Source organism: Pseudomonas macauensis (genome assembly GCF_047902425.1).
GTDB lineage: Bacteria > Pseudomonadota > Gammaproteobacteria > Pseudomonadales > Pseudomonadaceae > Pseudomonas.
Genome location: NZ_CP138377.1, coordinates 1,522,639 through 1,537,420, shown reverse-complemented (window position 1 = coordinate 1,537,420; position 14,782 = coordinate 1,522,639). Strand labels below are relative to the sequence as shown.

Here is a 14,782-nt window from a genome sequence, read left to right as displayed (position 1 = left end):
TATATCTGTAAGGATCAGCTCTTCTTGTGGCTGTCCTTCCAGATGAAAATTCCGATCCCGCCGAAGAACACGACCATCAGTCCTACGGTAACGATGCCTGCGAGAACCACTTCGTCGATGAACATGATGCTGGCCTCCTGTTTGCCTACATCGTCTGGGGATGTGTGCAGATTACCGGTGGCCGGGCGGGACAAATTGACCTGGATCAATGGTCGACAAGGCGCTTTCCGGCGAGGGCCGGAGCACTGACGCAGGTCAAGTTACAGGAGGGGGAGGGTGCGGCGGGAAGCCGCGCAGGGCGGCACTTTGGCGGAAAAAGGAGCAGTCAGCGCCGGGAAAAATCAGCGCTTCTTCGGCTTGCTCTTGCCCTTCTTGCGCGACTTGCCCAGCGGCAGCGCGTTCTCGAAGGCCTGACGCACGTCCTGCAGGCGTTTTTCATGCACGTCGTGGATGCGCTTGTCGCGCTCGGAGGCGAAGTCGATCAGTTTGTCGTCGTTGCTCATGGCAGGGCATGCACCAGGCGGAAAGTCAGATTCAGGCGCGGTGCGACCGGACGGCGCGTCTTGGCAACCTGATGCTGCCAATAATGCTGCGTTGCGCCGGACATGACCAGCAGCGAACCGCCGGACAGCTCGATGGAGTGTTCGATTGTGTTACGCCCCTTGCGACGCAGGTCGAAGCGCCGCACGCCACCGAGGTTCAACGAGGCCACCACCGGATTGCGCCCCAGCTCCGGTTCGTCGTCGCTGTGCCAGCCCATGGAGTCCTGGCCATCCCGGTAGTAGTTGAGCAGCACGCCATTGAAGCGCTGCCCGGCCGCCGACTCGACCCGCGTGCGGATTTGCGCCAGCAGTGGCGTCCACGGCAACGGTGCGTGGGTCAGGCCGGAGTAGGTATAGAAAGCCTCAGGGTCGCCGTACCAGGCAACCAGTCGCGGCACCGGGTAGTCGCGCCCGTGCAGATGCACGCTGGGCTGGTCCCAGGGCGTCTGGGCGACCAGTTGTTCGAACCAGCGCTCCGCCAGCGACGGCGGACACCAGTCGCTCAGCAGACGCAGTTCGGCATCAGGCAATTGGATGGGGGCATCGTCGAACAGCATGCGGGACTCGGCGCAATCAGGTGTTGATCCAGCTTACTCCGGGCCGGACCGTCAGATCTCGATATCGATCCACCGGCCCTTGCGCAGGGTGTCCTGCGCCTCGCCCAGTTCCTCGACCTGCTCCAACTCTTCCAGGGCCTCGCCCTCCGGAGTGCCGTCGCTGGCCTGGCGGCGTTTGCGACGGCGCTGATATTCCTCTTCCAGCACCTCTTCATCCGGTCGGCGTTCCAGCCCCACGCCGGCGTTGCCCGCGCTGGGCGCAGGCGGGCTCACCGGGGCGACATCCGGTCGCGGCCTGGGCACGTCCTGCTGGGCGGTGACCGGTGTCAGACTATGGGGAATGGGCAGCAGCATAAGGAAAGGTCCCGTCGGAATTCCTCTGGTCAGGCTATCGGCCGGTCCACTACAGACTTGAGTCCGGCTCGCTACACTTTCGTCATTTGCGGCAACTCCAGCGGGAGTCTTCGACGCCTAGCGCCCTCCTCCCGGCAGGCCCGACCGTTCGGACGACCGGAACCGTCATCGGCCATCGCTGAATGCCGCGCGTTCCGGTACCATAGCCGGCTTTTTTTGGGAGGTGTCCATGGCGCAGTATCAACCCGGCCAACGCTGGATCAGCGACAGTGAAGCGGAACTTGGGCTCGGGACCATCCTGGCGCTCGACGGACGCCTGCTCACGGTGCTCTATCCGGCCACCGGTGATACCCGCCAGTACGCCGAACGCAATGCGCCGCTGACCCGCGTGCGCTTCGCCCCGGGCGACGAGATCACCCATTTCGAAGGCTGGAAGATGACCGTCCGCGAAGTGGACGAGATCGACGGCCTGCTGATCTACCACGGCATCACCGCGCAGAACGACCAGCGCACCGTGCCGGAAACCCAGCTGTCGAACTTCATCCAGTTCCGCCTGGCCAGTGATCGCCTGTTCGCCGGGCAGATCGACCCGATGTCCTGGTTCGGCCTGCGCTACCACACCCTGGAACACCGCAGCCGCCTGCTGCAATCCTCGCTCTGGGGCCTGGGTGGCGCCCGTGCGCAACCCATCGCCCACCAGCTGCACATCGCTCGTGAAGTCGCCGACCGCATGGCGCCGCGCGTCCTGCTGGCCGACGAAGTGGGCCTGGGCAAGACCATCGAGGCGGGCCTGGTGATCCACCGCCAGTTGCTCTCCGGCCGCGCCAACCGCGTGCTGATCCTGGTGCCGGAAAACCTCCAGCACCAGTGGCTGGTGGAAATGCGCCGGCGCTTCAACCTGGAAGTCGCCCTGTTCGACCGCGAGCGCTTCGTCGAGAGCGATGCCAGCAACCCCTTCGAAGACACCCAGCTGGCCCTGGTGGCGCTGGAGTGGCTGCGTGAGGACGAGCGCGCCCAGGACGCAGCCTTCGCCGCTGGCTGGGACCTGCTGGTCGTCGACGAAGCCCACCACCTCGTGTGGCACCCGGAACAGGCCAGCCCCGAATACCAACTGGTGGAACAACTGTCGCAGGTCATCCCCGGCGTGCTGCTGCTCACCGCGACCCCGGAACAGCTGGGCCTGGACAGCCACTTCGCCCGCCTGCGCCTACTCGATCCGGATCGCTTCCACGACCTGGAAGCCTTCCGCGCCGAGAGCAGCCAGTACCGCCCGGTCGCCGAGGCAGTGCAGGAACTGATCGACCAAGGCCGTCTGTCCCCCAGCGCCCGCGAGGCCATCCACGGCTTCCTCGGCAGCGAGGGCGACGACCTGCTGGCCAGCGTCGAGGGCGGTAATGAAGAGGCCCGCTCCCGCCTGGTGCGCGAGCTGCTCGATCGCCACGGCACCGGCCGTGTGCTGTTCCGCAACACCCGCGCTGCGGTGCAAGGCTTCCCCGAGCGCCAGCTGCATCCCTATGCCCTGGCCAACCCGGTGGAATACATGGAGCTGCCGATCGGCGAGCACCCGGACCTGTACCCGGAAGTCAGCTTCCAGGCCCAGGTCGAGGACGGCGACGAGAACGCCCGCTGGTGGCGCTTCGACCCGCGCGTCGAGTGGCTGATCGACACTCTGAAAATGCTCAAGCAGTACAAGGTGCTGGTGATCTGCGCCCACGCCGAGACCGCGCTGGACCTGGAAGACGCGCTGCGCCTGAAGTCCGGCATCCCGGCCACGGTGTTCCACGAAGGCATGAGCATCCTCGAACGCGACCGCGCCGCCGCCTACTTCGCCGACGAAGAGTTCGGCGCCCAGGTGCTGGTCTGCTCGGAAATCGGCAGTGAAGGCCGCAACTTCCAGTTCGCCCATCACCTGGTACTGTTCGACCTGCCGGCCCACCCGGACCAGCTGGAACAGCGCATCGGGCGCCTGGATCGTATCGGTCAGAAGCACACCATCCAGATCCACGTACCGCACCTGGAAAACAGCCCGCAGGAACGCCTGTTCCAGTGGTACCACCAGGCGCTGAACGCCTTCCTCAACACCTGCCCCACCGGCAACGCCCTGCAGCACCGCTTCGGTCCGCGCCTGGTGGAACTGCTGGACGGCGGCGACGACGAGGCCTTCGCCACCCTGCTCACCGAAGGCAAGGCTGCCCGCGAAGCCCTGGAAGCCGAGATGCACAGCGGCCGCGACCGCCTGCTGGAGCTGAACTCCGGCGGCGCCGGGGAAGGCGAGGCGCTGGTGGAGGAGATCGAGGAACAGGACGACCAGTTCGCCCTGCCGATCTACATGGAGCGCCTGTTCGACACCTACGGCATCCACAGCGAGGACCACTCCGAGAACGCGCTGATCCTGCGTCCGAGCGAGAAGATGCTCGACGCCAGCTTCCCGCTGGGCGACGACGAAGGCGTGACCATCACCTACGATCGCGCCCAGGCCCTGGCCCGCGAGGACATGCAGTTCCTCACCTGGGAACACCCCATGGTGCAGGGCGGCATGGACCTGGTGCTGTCCGGTTCGCTGGGCAACACCTCGGTGGCGCTGATCAAGAACAAGGCACTCAAGCCGGGCACCGTGCTGCTGGAGCTGCTGTTCGTCAGCGAAGCCGTGGCGCCGCGCAAATTGCAGCTCGGCCGCTTCCTGCCACCGGTGGCGCTGCGCTGCCTGATGGACGCCAACGGCAACGACCTGTCCGCCCGCGTGTCCTTCGAAACCCTCAACGACCAGCTGGAAAGCGTGCCGCGCGCCAGTGCCAACAAGTTCGTGCAGGCCCAGCGCGACGTGCTGGCCAAGCAGTTCGCCCTGGCGGAGACCAAGATCACTCCGCGCCATGCCGAGCGCGTGGAGCAGGCTCGCCAGCAGCTGACCGCCACCCTGGACGAAGAACTGGCCCGCCTGACCGCGCTCAAGGCCGTCAACCCGAGCGTGCGCGACAGCGAACTGGAAGCCCTGCGCAAGCAACGTGACGACAGCCTGGCGATGCTGGACAAGGCGTCGCTGCGCCTGGAGGCGATCCGCGTGCTGGTCGCTGGCTAAGCCAGACAGCGCGTCATGAAAAAGCCGCCACGGGGCAACCGGTGGCGGCTTTTTTCTTGGGGTTCTGTTCGCGGTTACACCGAGGCCCTCTCCCGCGCCAAGGCAGGCCTCGGAGGCCCTGGGGTCAAGGTCAAACGGCGTATAACGTCGAACGTTATACGCCCTACGCTCGCGGCAACTCCCGATGCCGAAACACCCCGTTACACCGCTCTATTCCCGGCACTTTCGGACACACCGACTACCATTGACGCTGCGCAAGGGAATCTCGCCCTCGGAGGGATAGAGTTTTCTTACCAAGCCACTCATTGAGGAACACATCATGTACGAGCGCATTCTGGTAGCGGTGGACGGCAGTCCGGTTTCCGACCGTGCCCTGGTCGAAGCGGCCAAGCTGGCCAAGCTGAGCGGAGGCGAGCTGCGCGTCATCACCATCGTCGACAGCCCGTTGCGGCACCTGCCCGACTACGCCGTGTACTACAACCCCGAGCCGCTGCGTGAAGCTGCACTGAAGGCCGCCGACGACATCCTGGCCAAGGCCAAGGAGCACGTCGCCGATTTCCCGGTCAAGGCCGTGTTCGAGCGGGTCTGCCAGGAACGCGCCAGCGAGGAGATCGCCGAGCGCATCGAGATCGAAGCCGATGCCTCCAAGGCGGATGTGATCGTCATGGGCACCCACGGCCGTCGTGGCGTGCGCCGCCTGATGCTGGGCAGCGTGGCCGAGGGCCTGATCCGCGTCAGCAACCGTCCGGTGCTGCTGGTGCGCGACAAGTAACTCCAGCCCTGAAAAACACAAAGGCCCTGCGGCGCTCGCCGCAGGGCCTTTCTTTTTGCCTCGCCCCCGCTTACTGGGCGGCGGTCATGTTGCGCCGGCAGGAATGGAAGATGTCCAGGTCCGGCTGGTAGAGACTGGTGCGCACTTCATACAGGCCAAGCACCGAGTGGAACAGGTTGTCGTGGCTCAGCTCGTCGGCCTTGGCCTTGGTCTCCAGGCAGCCGCGATCGATGCCTAGATCGCCCAGCGCGCCATTGCCGAACCACATCACCATTGGCACATGGGTCTGCGCCTTCGGCGCGATGGCATAGGGCGCGGCGTGCAGGTAGACGCCGTTCTCGCCCAGCGACTCGCCATGGTCGGAGACGTAGAGCATCGAGGTGTCGAAGCGGCCTTCGTTGCGCTTGAGCAGTTCCACCACCTTGGACAGGAAGAAGTCGGTGTAGAGGATGGTGTTGTCATAGACGTTCACCAGCTCCTCGCTGCTGCAGCTACCCAGCTGGTTGGTGTGGCATACCGGCTTGAAGCGCTCCAGGGACTTCGGATAGCGGTCGTAGTACTCCGGACCATGGCTGCCGTCGGCGTGCAGCACGATGATGGCGTTGTCCTTCAGGCCGTCGATGTAGGCCTGCAGATCCTGCAGCAGGGCTTCGTCCAGACAGTTCTTGCCATCGCAGAACGGGCCGGGCTGGGTCTTGGGAATGTCGCGATTCGGAACGCGCAGGCAGGTGCCCTTGCAGTCGCTGTTGTTGTCCAGCCAGAGCACGGACACGCCCACGCGCTGAAGGATATCCAGCAGGCCCTGGTAGGTCTTGCCCTTCTTGTCGCTGTAGTCCTCGCGGGGGAACTTGGAGAACATGCAGGGCACCGATACGGCGGTAGAGGTGCCGCAGGAGCTGACGTTGGCGAAGTTGATGATGTCGAGCTTCGCCAGCTCCGGGTTGGTCTCGCGAGCATAGCCATTGAGGGAGAAATGGTCGGCGCGGGCGGTTTCACCGACCACGAAGATCATCAGCGACTTCTTGCCATCGGCGCGCACGCGCTGAGCCTGCACGGCATCCTCGCCGATCGGCTGCACCACCAGGTTCTCCTTGATGCCCAGGCGCTGCTTGGTGTACTTGCCCACCGCGTAGATGTAATTGGTCGGGTTGATGAAGTGGGTCAGCTTGTCTTCCTGGCGGAACACCGGTGCATAGGTGGAATAGAAGCTGCCCACGGAGACCGCCACCACCGCTACACAAGCGACGATCACCAGGACCTTGTTGAGCAGACCGCGGAAGAACGGGCGATAGCTCACCGGGGTCAGCCAGATGATTGCCGCCGGCAGGACGCCCAGCACCAGCAGGTAGCCGACCATTCGCGCGCTGAACAGGGCTGCGGCTTCGCCCGGGTTGGTCTCGAACACGTTCTGCACCATCACCGTGTCGATGACCACGCCATAGGTGTTCATGAAGTAGGCCGCACCGGCGGAAACCAGCGCCACCAGGGTCAGCGCCGGCTTGAGCAGCGGACGGAACGACACCAGCGTCAGCAGCAGGGTGAAGGCTGCCCAGAGGAAGAACGCGAAGGAGAGGAAGAACCCGGCGCCTTTCACACCCTCCAGCGGTACCAGGCTGTTCAGCGCCTTCCAGGTCGCGACGTTGTAGAACAGCACCAAGGCCAGGGAAAACAGGAGGACCAGCCGTGTGGAACTGACCTGCGGGATGAGGCGGCGTTTGCCCTCGGCCATCGAGTGCACTCCTTGAACTGCAAAAGTCGAATTGGAAACGTTGGTTGAGAAGGCCACCCGGCCAGCGGCGACACTCTAGCGGCAAAATAGTCAAAAAAGCGTCAAATCCGCTACATCTGCTGACACATGAACAAGAGTTGAGAGGTGGTTTCCATCGCGCGCTACCGTACGTCGGCAGCGCTCCTTCACTTTGTCGGAATCCCCGGTCACGGCTTGCAGGGTAATGGCCACCCCCTAGACTGACATCAAAGTGATATCGAACCGAATTCGCCCCGTCTCGACACTTGGAGCTCCCAGCTATGGAATGGCAGCAGGACGCCGTACCCGACGCTGTGCTGTTGGAGTGCACCCACAATCCCGGTCTGGTGCTGCTGTCCATCCTGATCGCCTGTGCCGCCAGCTACGTTGCGCTGAGCATCGCCGGGCTGATGCTCCGCTCGCCCCAGCACGCGCGACGCTGGCAGTGGGTGGGCGGCATTTGCCTGGGTAGCGGCATCTGGTCGATGCACTTCGTCGCCATGCTCGCCTTCCGCCCGGCAGTGCCGGTGCACTTCAACAGCGGCCTGACCCTGCTGTCGCTGCTCATCGCCATTGGCACCTCGGTCATCGCGATGCGCCTGCTGATCCGTGCCGGGCTCAGCCCTTTGCAGCACCTACTGGCCGCCTGCTGCATCGGCGCGAGCATCGCCGGCATGCACTACACCGGGATGGCAGCCATCCAGGCGCCGCCGATGCAACACTACGACCCGTCGCTGGTGGCGCTGTCGGTATTGATAGCGATCCTGGTGGCCTACACCGCGCTGGTACTCACCCCCGTCCTCAACCGGCAGCCCGCGGAACGCCAGTGGATCTACCAGATCCTCGCCAGCCTGCTGCTCGGCGGCGCCATCGCCGGCATGCACTTTACCGGCATGGCGGCGCTGACCCTGACGTTGCCCAGCTGGGTCGTGCCGGTGGCCGATGCGGCCCAGGGCAATGCCATCCAGCTCGGCCTGATGGTCGGCCTGCTGGCCCTGGCGGTGGTACTCGCCGGGCTCTGGGCTGCCTGGATCGACGAAAGCCTGTCGAGCAAGGAAAGCGAGCTGAACCGGGTCAACACCCTGCTCAGCCAGCTTGACCACGCCAATGCCTCCCTGCAGCAACTGGCCCGCTTCGACGGCCTGACCGGCCTGCACAACCGCACGGCACTGAACGAAGAGTTCGCCCTGCGCCTGGAGCGCAACCGCAAGAAAGGCCAGGGCATGGCGGTGATCCTGCTGGACCTGGACCACTTCAAGCGGGTCAACGACTCCCTCGGCCACGCCGCCGGCGACGAGCTGCTGTGCATCGTTTCCGGACGCATTCGCAGCGCCCTGCGCGGCTCCGACCTGCTGGCCCGCTTCGGTGGCGACGAGTTCTGCATCCTCGCGGACCTTGGCGAGGATCACGAAGCGCGCATCCTTGCCCAGCGCCTGATGCAACGCATGAAGGAACCCATCACCACCGCCGGGCGCAACCTGGTGATGACCCTGAGCGTGGGGATCAGCCTGTTCCCCAACGACGGGGAGCAGGCGGAGGAGCTGCTCAAGCACGCTGACCTTGCCCTGTACCAGTCAAAGGGCAACGGGCGCAACGTCACCCACTTCTTCAGCCCGCACCTCAAGACCAAGGCCACCCAGGAGCTGCAGCTGGAAGAGGAACTGCGCAAGGCGCTATGGGACGACGAGCTGGTGCTGTATTACCAACCGATCCTGCGCATCGACCATGGCGGAGTGGAGCAACTGGAGGCGCTGGTGCGCTGGAAGCACCCGGTCCACGGCCTGCTGTCACCGGACCGTTTCATCAACCTGGCGGTCGCCAACGGCCTGATCGGCGCGCTGGATGCCTGGGTGCTCCGTCATGCCTGCAAGGACTTGCGCCGCCTGCATGACCTGGGCTTCGGCGACCTGCGGGTGGCGGTGAACTGCTGCGCCAGCAACCTGGGGCGCGACAGCCTGGTGGAAGAAGTGCAGCGCACCCTGGACGACGCCGGCCTGGAGGCCCGCTACCTGGAGCTGGAGGTCACCGAGAATGCGGTGATGGCCAATATCGACCAAGCCGTCCCGCTGCTCAATCGCCTGCGCGAACTGGGCGTGAGCCTGTCGATCGACGATTTCGGCACCGGCTATTCGTCGCTGTCCTACCTGCGACAGCTCCCGCTGGACGCCTTGAAGGTGGACCGTTCCTTCATCTGCGACGTGCCCCAATCCCAGCGTGACAGCGAGATCGCCCAGGCGATCATCGCCATGGCGCAGAAGCTGCACCTGAAAGTGATCGCCGAAGGCGTCGAGCACCCGCAGCAGCTGGCCTTCCTGCGCGACAACCACTGCGGACTGGCGCAGGGCTACCTGTTCAGCCGCCCCCTGCCCTTCTCCGCGCTGGTGGACTTCCTCGGCGCCTACCACGAGGACGGCGAGTCGGCCCTGCTACGCAATCAGGCCTGAACGCCAGCGCGACAGCCAGCGCAGCGAGTCGGCGGTGGTGCCGGTCGGGCGGTACTCCGCGCCCAGCCAGCCGTCGTAGCCGACATCGTCGAGCACTTGCAGCGGCACCTCGAAGTCCATTTCGCCGGAGCCCGGCTCGCCGCGTTCGGGGTAGTCGGCGAACTGCACGTGGCCGATCTGGCCCATCAGCGCGTAGATGCAATCCACCAGTTCCAGACCCATGCGCGCCATGTGATAGAGGTCCAGCTGCGCGCGCAGGTTTTCCCGCGCCACGCGCTCGAGCATGTCCTGCAGGTGCTCCGGGGTGTTGAGCAGGAAGTCTTTCATGTCGTGGCAGTTGATGGCTTCCATCAGCACGTCGGTGCCACTGCCGGCGAACGCATCGCAGGTAGCGCGCAGGCGTTCGGCCAGGGTCTGCAGGGCGACTTCGCGCTCCAGCCCCTCGACCAGACGACCGGCCAGCACGTTCACGTGCTGCGGCTTGACGATGCGCGCGTACTCCAGCGCCTGGGCCAGCGCCGCCTCGAACTCCGCCGCGCGCTCCGGCACGGCGGCCAGACCCGCGCCACCCTGCATCAGGTCACCGACGGGCAGGTTGATCAGCACCAGCGGCAGGCCGGCGGCGTCCAGCGCGGCTTTCAGGTCCTGCGCGGGCACGTCATAAGGGAACTGGATCTCCACGCCCTCGAAACCGGCCTTGGCGGCGGCGTCTATACGCTGCAGCAACGGGACTTCGGTGAACAACAGGGACAGGTTGGCGCAGAGTTTCATGCTTGAGGTTCCTTCGACTGACGGTATTGCTCGACCAGGGTGGCCGGGTCGCGTTCGAGATTGCCCTGGCTGCCGTGCAGGCGCATCAGTTGTGCGGCAAGGCCGCTCATGGGCGTGGCCGAGCCTTCCTCGCGGGACAGCTTGACGGCGGTATCCAGGTCCTTGAGCAGCGTGCGCACGTGCCACTTCACCGGTTCGAAGCGACTTTCGGCCATCTGCGGGGCGAGGATCTGCAGAGGTTTGGAATCGGCGAAACCACCGGCCAGCGCCGGGGCGATCAGGCTGGCATCGACACCGGACTTCTCCGCCAGCGCCACCACCTCGGCGATCACCAGCGCGTTGCAGGCGACGATCATCTGGTTGCACACCTTGGTCACCTGCCCGGCGCCGACATCCCCCATGCGCGTCAGGCGTTGCCCCAGGTTGGCCAGGATCGGCCGCACGCGCTCGATGTCCTCGACCCGACCGCCGGCCATGATCGCCAGGGTGCCGGCCTCGGCGCCCGGCGTGCCGCCGGACACCGGCGCGTCGACCCAGTGCATGCCGGTGCGGGCTTCCAGTTCGGCGGCCATTTCGCGGGTGGCGGCCGGCTCCAGACTGGAGAAGTCCACCAGCACCTGACCGGCACGGGCGCTCTCGACGATCCCGCCGGCGCCGAACACCACCTCGCGCACGGCGGCGGTATCGGCCAGGCAGAGCATCACCACCTCGGCCTCGGCGCACAGCTGAGCCGGCGTTTCCACGGCCCGGGCGCCCTCTCCGGCGAGCAGCTCGCGCTTGCCGGCGGAACGGTTCCACACGGTCAGCGGGTAGCCGGCGGCGAGCAGGCGGCGGGACATGGGCACGCCCATCAGGCCGAGGCCGGCGAAGGCGATGGAAGGCAGGGCAGACATCTGTAACTCCTGTGAGGCAAAATAGCGGGCACGGGGGCGACCATCTTAACCCCCGCGAGGCCCAAGGCCGAGCCTGCCGGCAGTGCGTATTCCCTAGGTCGGAGAATACGCGGGCAGACCGCCGCTAAACTTCCCAGGCTTTTTCCGCTATTGAACCGGAGACTGCTCCATGCTGAAACGCACCCTGGCGCTCGCCGCCTGCTTTGCGCTGTCCTTTGCTGCATCCGTTACTCATGCCGAAGCCCTGAAAGAACTGAAGGTCTCGGCGATCCCCGATGAAGCCCCCACCGAACTGCTGCGCAAGTTCAAGCCGCTGGGCGCCTACCTGGAAGAACAACTGGGCATGCCCGTGAAGTTCATCCCGGTATCCGACTACGCCGGCGTGGTCGAGGCCCTGGCCTCCGATCGTCTGGACATGGCCTGGCTGGGCGGCTTCACCTTCGTCCAGGCGCGCCTGAAGACCGGCAACGCCATCCCACTGGTACAGCGCGAGCAGGACCAGCAGTTCACCAGCAAATTCATCACCGCCGACCCGAACGTGAAGTCGATCCAGGACCTCAAGGGCAAGACCTTCGCCTTCGGTTCCGTGTCGTCCACCTCCGGCAGCCTGATGCCGCGCTACTTCATGCAGAAGGACGGCGTGGTGCCCGAGCAGTTCTTCTCCCGCGTGGCCTACTCCGGCGCCCACGACGCCACCGTCGCCTGGGTCCAGGCCGGCAAGGTCGACGCCGGCGTGCTGAACGCCTCCGTGTGGCAGAAGCTGGTGGACGCCGGCAAGGTCGACACCAACAAGGTGAAGGTCTTCGCCACCACCCCGACCTACTACGACTACAACTGGACCGTACGCGGCAACCTCGACCCGGCTCTGGCCGAGAAGATCAAGAAGGCCTTCCTCGCCCTCGACCCGAGTAAGCCGCGCGACAAGGAAATCCTCGACCTGCAGGCGGCCAGCCGCTTCATCGAGACCCAGCCTGAGAACTACAAGGGCATCGAGGAGTCGGCGCGCGCCGCAGGCCTCCTGAAGTGACCCTGAAACTGACCGGCGTGGAGCATATCCACGCCAACGGCCAGCATTCGCTCGTCGGCATCGACCTTGCGGTCGCAGCCGGCGAACGGGTGGCGATCATCGGCCCCTCGGGCGCCGGCAAGACCACCCTGCTGCGAATCCTGGCCACCGCCCTGAAACCCTCGGCGGGCAGCTTCGAACTGCTCGGCGCCCAGCCCTGGGCGCTGGGCGATACCGCACGCCAACGCCTGCGCGCACGCGTCGCGCTGGTGCACCAGGCTCCGCCACTGCCGCCGCGGCAACGGGTAGTCACTGCCGTGCTCGCCGGCCGCCTCGGCCAGTGGTCGCTGGGCAAAAGCCTGGCCAGCCTGCTTTACCCCGTCGACAGCGCCGGCGCCCGCGTAGAACTGCAACGCCTGGACCTGGGCGACAAGCTGTTCGAACGCTGCGACCAGCTTTCCGGCGGCCAACTGCAACGGGTCGGCATCGCCCGCGCGCTGTACCAGCAGGCCGAAGTGCTGCTGGCGGACGAGCCGGTCTCGGCCATGGACCCGGTGCTCGCCGGCCATACACTGGCGGTGCTCAGCCGCGAGGCGCAGAACCGTGGCGTGACGCTGCTGGCCAGCCTGCACGCGGTGGACCTGGCGCTGGAACACTTTCCACGCATCGTCGGCATCCGTGACGGCCGCATCGCCTTCGACAAGCCGGCGGAACGGGTCACCCCGGACGACCTGCGGGCGCTCTATGCCAATGAGCAACTCGGCCGCCAGGACAGCGCCTCACCAGTGGGCAAGCCGATGGTGGTGCAGATTCCGCGATGCTGAACCCTGCGTTCTCGAAGAGCCCGCCCCGCGACCCCGCCGCGCTGCCGCGCCTGCTGCTCACGCTGCTCGCCGTGGTCCTGCTGTGGCCGGGCCTGCGTCTTTCCGAGCTGGACATCGCCAACCTGTTCAGTGGCGACAACGCACGGACCATGGCCAGCTTCCTGGGCGGTTTCTGGCCACCGGCCCATGATGGCGAATTCCTCAGCCTGCTCGGGCGTGCCACGCTGGAAACCCTGGCCATCGCCACCGCCGGCATGGCCCTGGCCTGGCTGATCGCCTTCCCGGCCTCGCTGCTGGCCACCCGTGCGCTGTCGATCTCCGCCCTGCCCCGCGGCGGCCTGCCCGCCTGGTGGGCCCGCGCGTTGCGCTGGCCAGTGCGTTGCCTGCTGATCCTGCTGCGCAGCGTGCCGGAAATCGTCTGGGCACTATTGTTCGTCCGTGCCGTGGGCCTGGGCCCCACCGCCGGCGTGCTGGCAATCGCCATCACCTACGGCGGCATGCTCGGCAAGGTCTATGCGGAAATCTTCGAATCGGTGGACCCGCGCCCGACCCGTGCCGTGCTGCTGGGCGGCGGATCACGCCTGCAAGCCTTCGCCTACGGCGTGCTGCCCTCGGCGGCGCCAGAACTGATTTCCTACACCGTCTACCGCTGGGAATGCGCGATCCGCGCCTCGGTGGTGATGGGCTTCGTCGGCGCCGGCGGACTCGGCCAGCAGATCGACCTGTCGCTGCGCATGTTCGCCGGCGGCGAGGTGGCGAGCATCCTGCTGACCTTCCTGGTGCTGGTGCTCGGCGCCGACCTGCTCAGCCGCTTCCTGCGCGGGAGGCTCGAATGAGCGGATTGCTGCGCAGCCTGGTCTGGCTGCTTGCGGTGGTGATCGCAGTGGTCGCCTCGTTCGCCTATCTGGAAATGGATACCGGCGGGCTGTTCAGTGCGCGTGGGGCAGGACAGATGCTCGACTACGCCAAGGACTTCCTCTCCCCGGACCTGTCCGCGTCGCACCTCACCGCCGTCGGCCGCGGCGCGCTGGAAACCCTGGCCATGTCGGCCATCGGCACCCTGCTCGCGGCGCTGCTTGGCATGCTGCTGGCGCTGCCGGCAGCCGGGCGTTTCGGCCGCATCGGCCAGAGCCTGTCGCGACTGCTGCTCAACGCCCTGCGCGCGGTGCCTGAACTGGTGTGGGGCGCGCTGATGGTGCTGGCCGCCGGGCTGGGACCGAACGCCGGCACCCTGGCCCTGGCGCTGCATACCGGTGGCGTGCTCGGCCGGCTGTTCGCCGAGGCGCTGGAAAATACCCCGACCGCTCCCGCCGAAGCGGTGCGACTGGCCGGCGGAGGACGAGTTGCCGCGTTTGCCTACGGCACCCTGCCGGCGGTCTGGCCGCAGCTGGTGGCCTACATGCTCTACCGCTGGGAGAACAATATCCGCATGGCCAGCGTGCTGGGCTTTGTCGGCGCCGGCGGCCTGGGGCAGATGCTGTATTTCAGCCTCAGCCTGTTCCAGCAGGCCCAGGCGGCGACGGTGATCCTCGCCATGCTGTTGCTGGTGCTGGGCGTCGATACGCTGAGCGCCTGGGCACGGCAGCGCTGGGTGAGCCATTGAGGCGACTCTTGTAGGAGCAGCTGTCCGCGTATTCGTAGGGCATACAACCGTTCGCGGTTGTACGCCGACTCACCCGGATCGGCGGTTGACGCATTGGTCGAGGGCGACAGTTGCCAGGCGAAGCCCGTGCGGCCGGCAGCCAAGGTCAACCGGCGTATAACGTCGAACGTTATACGCCCTACGCTCCCGGTCA

The 14,782-nt window shown here is 66.0% G+C and carries 14 protein-coding genes; 7 read left to right on the top strand and 7 right to left on the bottom strand.

The genetic code is table 11. The features are described 5' to 3' along the window. Nucleotides 1–14 precede the first annotated feature (14 nt). From ccoM to SD196_RS07270, 4 genes are all read right to left on the bottom strand, one after another. Nucleotides 15–125 carry a cytochrome c oxidase subunit CcoM gene (ccoM, locus tag SD196_RS07285; protein WP_279381559.1) on the bottom strand — a complete coding sequence of 37 codons (111 nt, stop codon included), beginning with the start codon at nucleotides 123–125 and terminating at the stop codon, nucleotides 15–17. A 216-nt stretch (nucleotides 126–341) separates the two neighbouring features. Beyond that, nucleotides 342–503 carry a hypothetical protein gene (locus tag SD196_RS07280; protein ID WP_275610689.1) on the bottom strand — a complete coding sequence of 54 codons (162 nt, stop codon included), beginning with the start codon at nucleotides 501–503 and terminating at the stop codon, nucleotides 342–344. Further along, nucleotides 500–1,099, bottom strand: coding sequence for an alpha-ketoglutarate-dependent dioxygenase AlkB family protein (locus tag SD196_RS07275; protein ID WP_343574167.1), 600 nt, complete (start codon nucleotides 1,097–1,099; stop codon nucleotides 500–502). The genes SD196_RS07280 and SD196_RS07275 overlap by 4 nt, the downstream gene beginning before the upstream one ends. Before the next feature lie 51 nt (nucleotides 1,100–1,150). Next, complete coding sequence (locus tag SD196_RS07270; protein WP_275610687.1) at nucleotides 1,151–1,453, bottom strand: aspartate-semialdehyde dehydrogenase; 303 nt, start codon at nucleotides 1,451–1,453, stop codon at nucleotides 1,151–1,153. A gap of 223 nt (nucleotides 1,454–1,676) precedes the next feature. Between SD196_RS07270 and rapA the strand changes: the two genes are divergently transcribed. Both rapA and SD196_RS07260 read left to right on the top strand, forming a co-directional pair. Next, on the top strand, nucleotides 1,677–4,529 hold the full coding sequence (gene rapA, locus SD196_RS07265) for an RNA polymerase-associated protein RapA (RefSeq protein WP_275610686.1): 2,853 nt from the start codon (nucleotides 1,677–1,679) through the stop codon (nucleotides 4,527–4,529). Nucleotides 4,530–4,848: 319 nt separating this feature from the next. After that, nucleotides 4,849–5,301: a universal stress protein gene (locus SD196_RS07260; protein ID WP_275610685.1), complete on the top strand. Its 453-nt coding sequence runs from the start codon at nucleotides 4,849–4,851 to the stop codon at nucleotides 5,299–5,301. A gap of 70 nt (nucleotides 5,302–5,371) precedes the next feature. On the opposite strand, the gene SD196_RS07255 is transcribed toward SD196_RS07260, so the two are convergent. Further along, a complete protein-coding gene (locus tag SD196_RS07255) occupies nucleotides 5,372–7,030 on the bottom strand; it encodes a phosphoethanolamine transferase (protein WP_275610684.1) in 1,659 nt (552 codons plus the stop codon). A 299-nt stretch (nucleotides 7,031–7,329) separates the two neighbouring features. On the opposite strand from SD196_RS07255, the gene SD196_RS07250 reads away from it, so the two are divergent. Beyond that, a complete protein-coding gene (locus tag SD196_RS07250) occupies nucleotides 7,330–9,492 on the top strand; it encodes a putative bifunctional diguanylate cyclase/phosphodiesterase (RefSeq protein WP_416311225.1) in 2,163 nt (720 codons plus the stop codon). Here SD196_RS07250 and SD196_RS07245 read toward each other — a convergent pair. Together SD196_RS07245 and SD196_RS07240 are read right to left on the bottom strand one after the other, a co-directional pair. Next, the gene (locus SD196_RS07245) at nucleotides 9,475–10,263 is read right to left on the bottom strand and encodes a hydroxypyruvate isomerase family protein (RefSeq protein WP_416311224.1); all 789 of its coding nucleotides are present in this window, start codon (nucleotides 10,261–10,263) and stop codon (nucleotides 9,475–9,477) included. The two genes, SD196_RS07250 and SD196_RS07245, sit on opposite strands and share 18 nt — an antisense overlap. Further along, on the bottom strand, nucleotides 10,260–11,156 hold the full coding sequence (locus tag SD196_RS07240; protein ID WP_343574178.1) for an NAD(P)-dependent oxidoreductase: 897 nt from the start codon (nucleotides 11,154–11,156) through the stop codon (nucleotides 10,260–10,262). The genes SD196_RS07245 and SD196_RS07240 overlap by 4 nt, the downstream gene beginning before the upstream one ends. A gap of 169 nt (nucleotides 11,157–11,325) precedes the next feature. Between SD196_RS07240 and SD196_RS07235 the strand changes: the two genes are divergently transcribed. The 4 genes from SD196_RS07235 to phnE are packed head-to-tail and all read left to right on the top strand — an operon-like array spanning nucleotide 11,326 to nucleotide 14,589. Then, entirely contained in the window at nucleotides 11,326–12,183 is an 858-nt protein-coding gene (locus SD196_RS07235) for a putative selenate ABC transporter substrate-binding protein (RefSeq protein ID WP_275610680.1), read from the top strand. Then, nucleotides 12,180–12,986 carry a phosphonate ABC transporter ATP-binding protein gene (locus SD196_RS07230; protein WP_343574183.1) on the top strand — a complete coding sequence of 269 codons (807 nt, stop codon included), beginning with the start codon at nucleotides 12,180–12,182 and terminating at the stop codon, nucleotides 12,984–12,986. Before SD196_RS07235 ends, SD196_RS07230 begins: the two co-directional genes overlap by 4 nt. Next, complete coding sequence (locus tag SD196_RS07225; protein ID WP_343574186.1) at nucleotides 12,980–13,822, top strand: PhnE/PtxC family ABC transporter permease; 843 nt, start codon at nucleotides 12,980–12,982, stop codon at nucleotides 13,820–13,822. The genes SD196_RS07230 and SD196_RS07225 overlap by 7 nt, the downstream gene beginning before the upstream one ends. Next, nucleotides 13,819–14,589: a phosphonate ABC transporter, permease protein PhnE gene (gene phnE / locus SD196_RS07220; RefSeq protein WP_331316338.1), complete on the top strand. Its 771-nt coding sequence runs from the start codon at nucleotides 13,819–13,821 to the stop codon at nucleotides 14,587–14,589. The genes SD196_RS07225 and phnE overlap by 4 nt, the downstream gene beginning before the upstream one ends. The last annotated feature ends 193 nt before the right edge of the window (nucleotides 14,590–14,782 follow it).

Coding starts and splice junctions, on each gene's coding strand:
- ccoM (WP_279381559.1), bottom strand. CDS start 125: ATGTTCATCGACGAAGTGGTTCTCGCAGGCATCGTTACCGTAGGACTG.
- SD196_RS07280 (WP_275610689.1), bottom strand. CDS start 503: ATGAGCAACGACGACAAACTGATCGACTTCGCCTCCGAGCGCGACAAG.
- SD196_RS07275 (WP_343574167.1), bottom strand. CDS start 1,099: ATGCTGTTCGACGATGCCCCCATCCAATTGCCTGATGCCGAACTGCGT.
- SD196_RS07270 (WP_275610687.1), bottom strand. CDS start 1,453: ATGCTGCTGCCCATTCCCCATAGTCTGACACCGGTCACCGCCCAGCAG.
- SD196_RS07260 (WP_275610685.1), top strand. CDS start 4,849: ATGTACGAGCGCATTCTGGTAGCGGTGGACGGCAGTCCGGTTTCCGAC.
- SD196_RS07255 (WP_275610684.1), bottom strand. CDS start 7,030: ATGGCCGAGGGCAAACGCCGCCTCATCCCGCAGGTCAGTTCCACACGG.
- SD196_RS07250 (WP_416311225.1), top strand. CDS start 7,330: ATGGAATGGCAGCAGGACGCCGTACCCGACGCTGTGCTGTTGGAGTGC.
- SD196_RS07245 (WP_416311224.1), bottom strand. CDS start 10,263: ATGAAACTCTGCGCCAACCTGTCCCTGTTGTTCACCGAAGTCCCGTTG.
- SD196_RS07240 (WP_343574178.1), bottom strand. CDS start 11,156: ATGTCTGCCCTGCCTTCCATCGCCTTCGCCGGCCTCGGCCTGATGGGC.
- SD196_RS07235 (WP_275610680.1), top strand. CDS start 11,326: ATGCTGAAACGCACCCTGGCGCTCGCCGCCTGCTTTGCGCTGTCCTTT.
- SD196_RS07225 (WP_343574186.1), top strand. CDS start 12,980: ATGCTGAACCCTGCGTTCTCGAAGAGCCCGCCCCGCGACCCCGCCGCG.
- phnE (WP_331316338.1), top strand. CDS start 13,819: ATGAGCGGATTGCTGCGCAGCCTGGTCTGGCTGCTTGCGGTGGTGATC.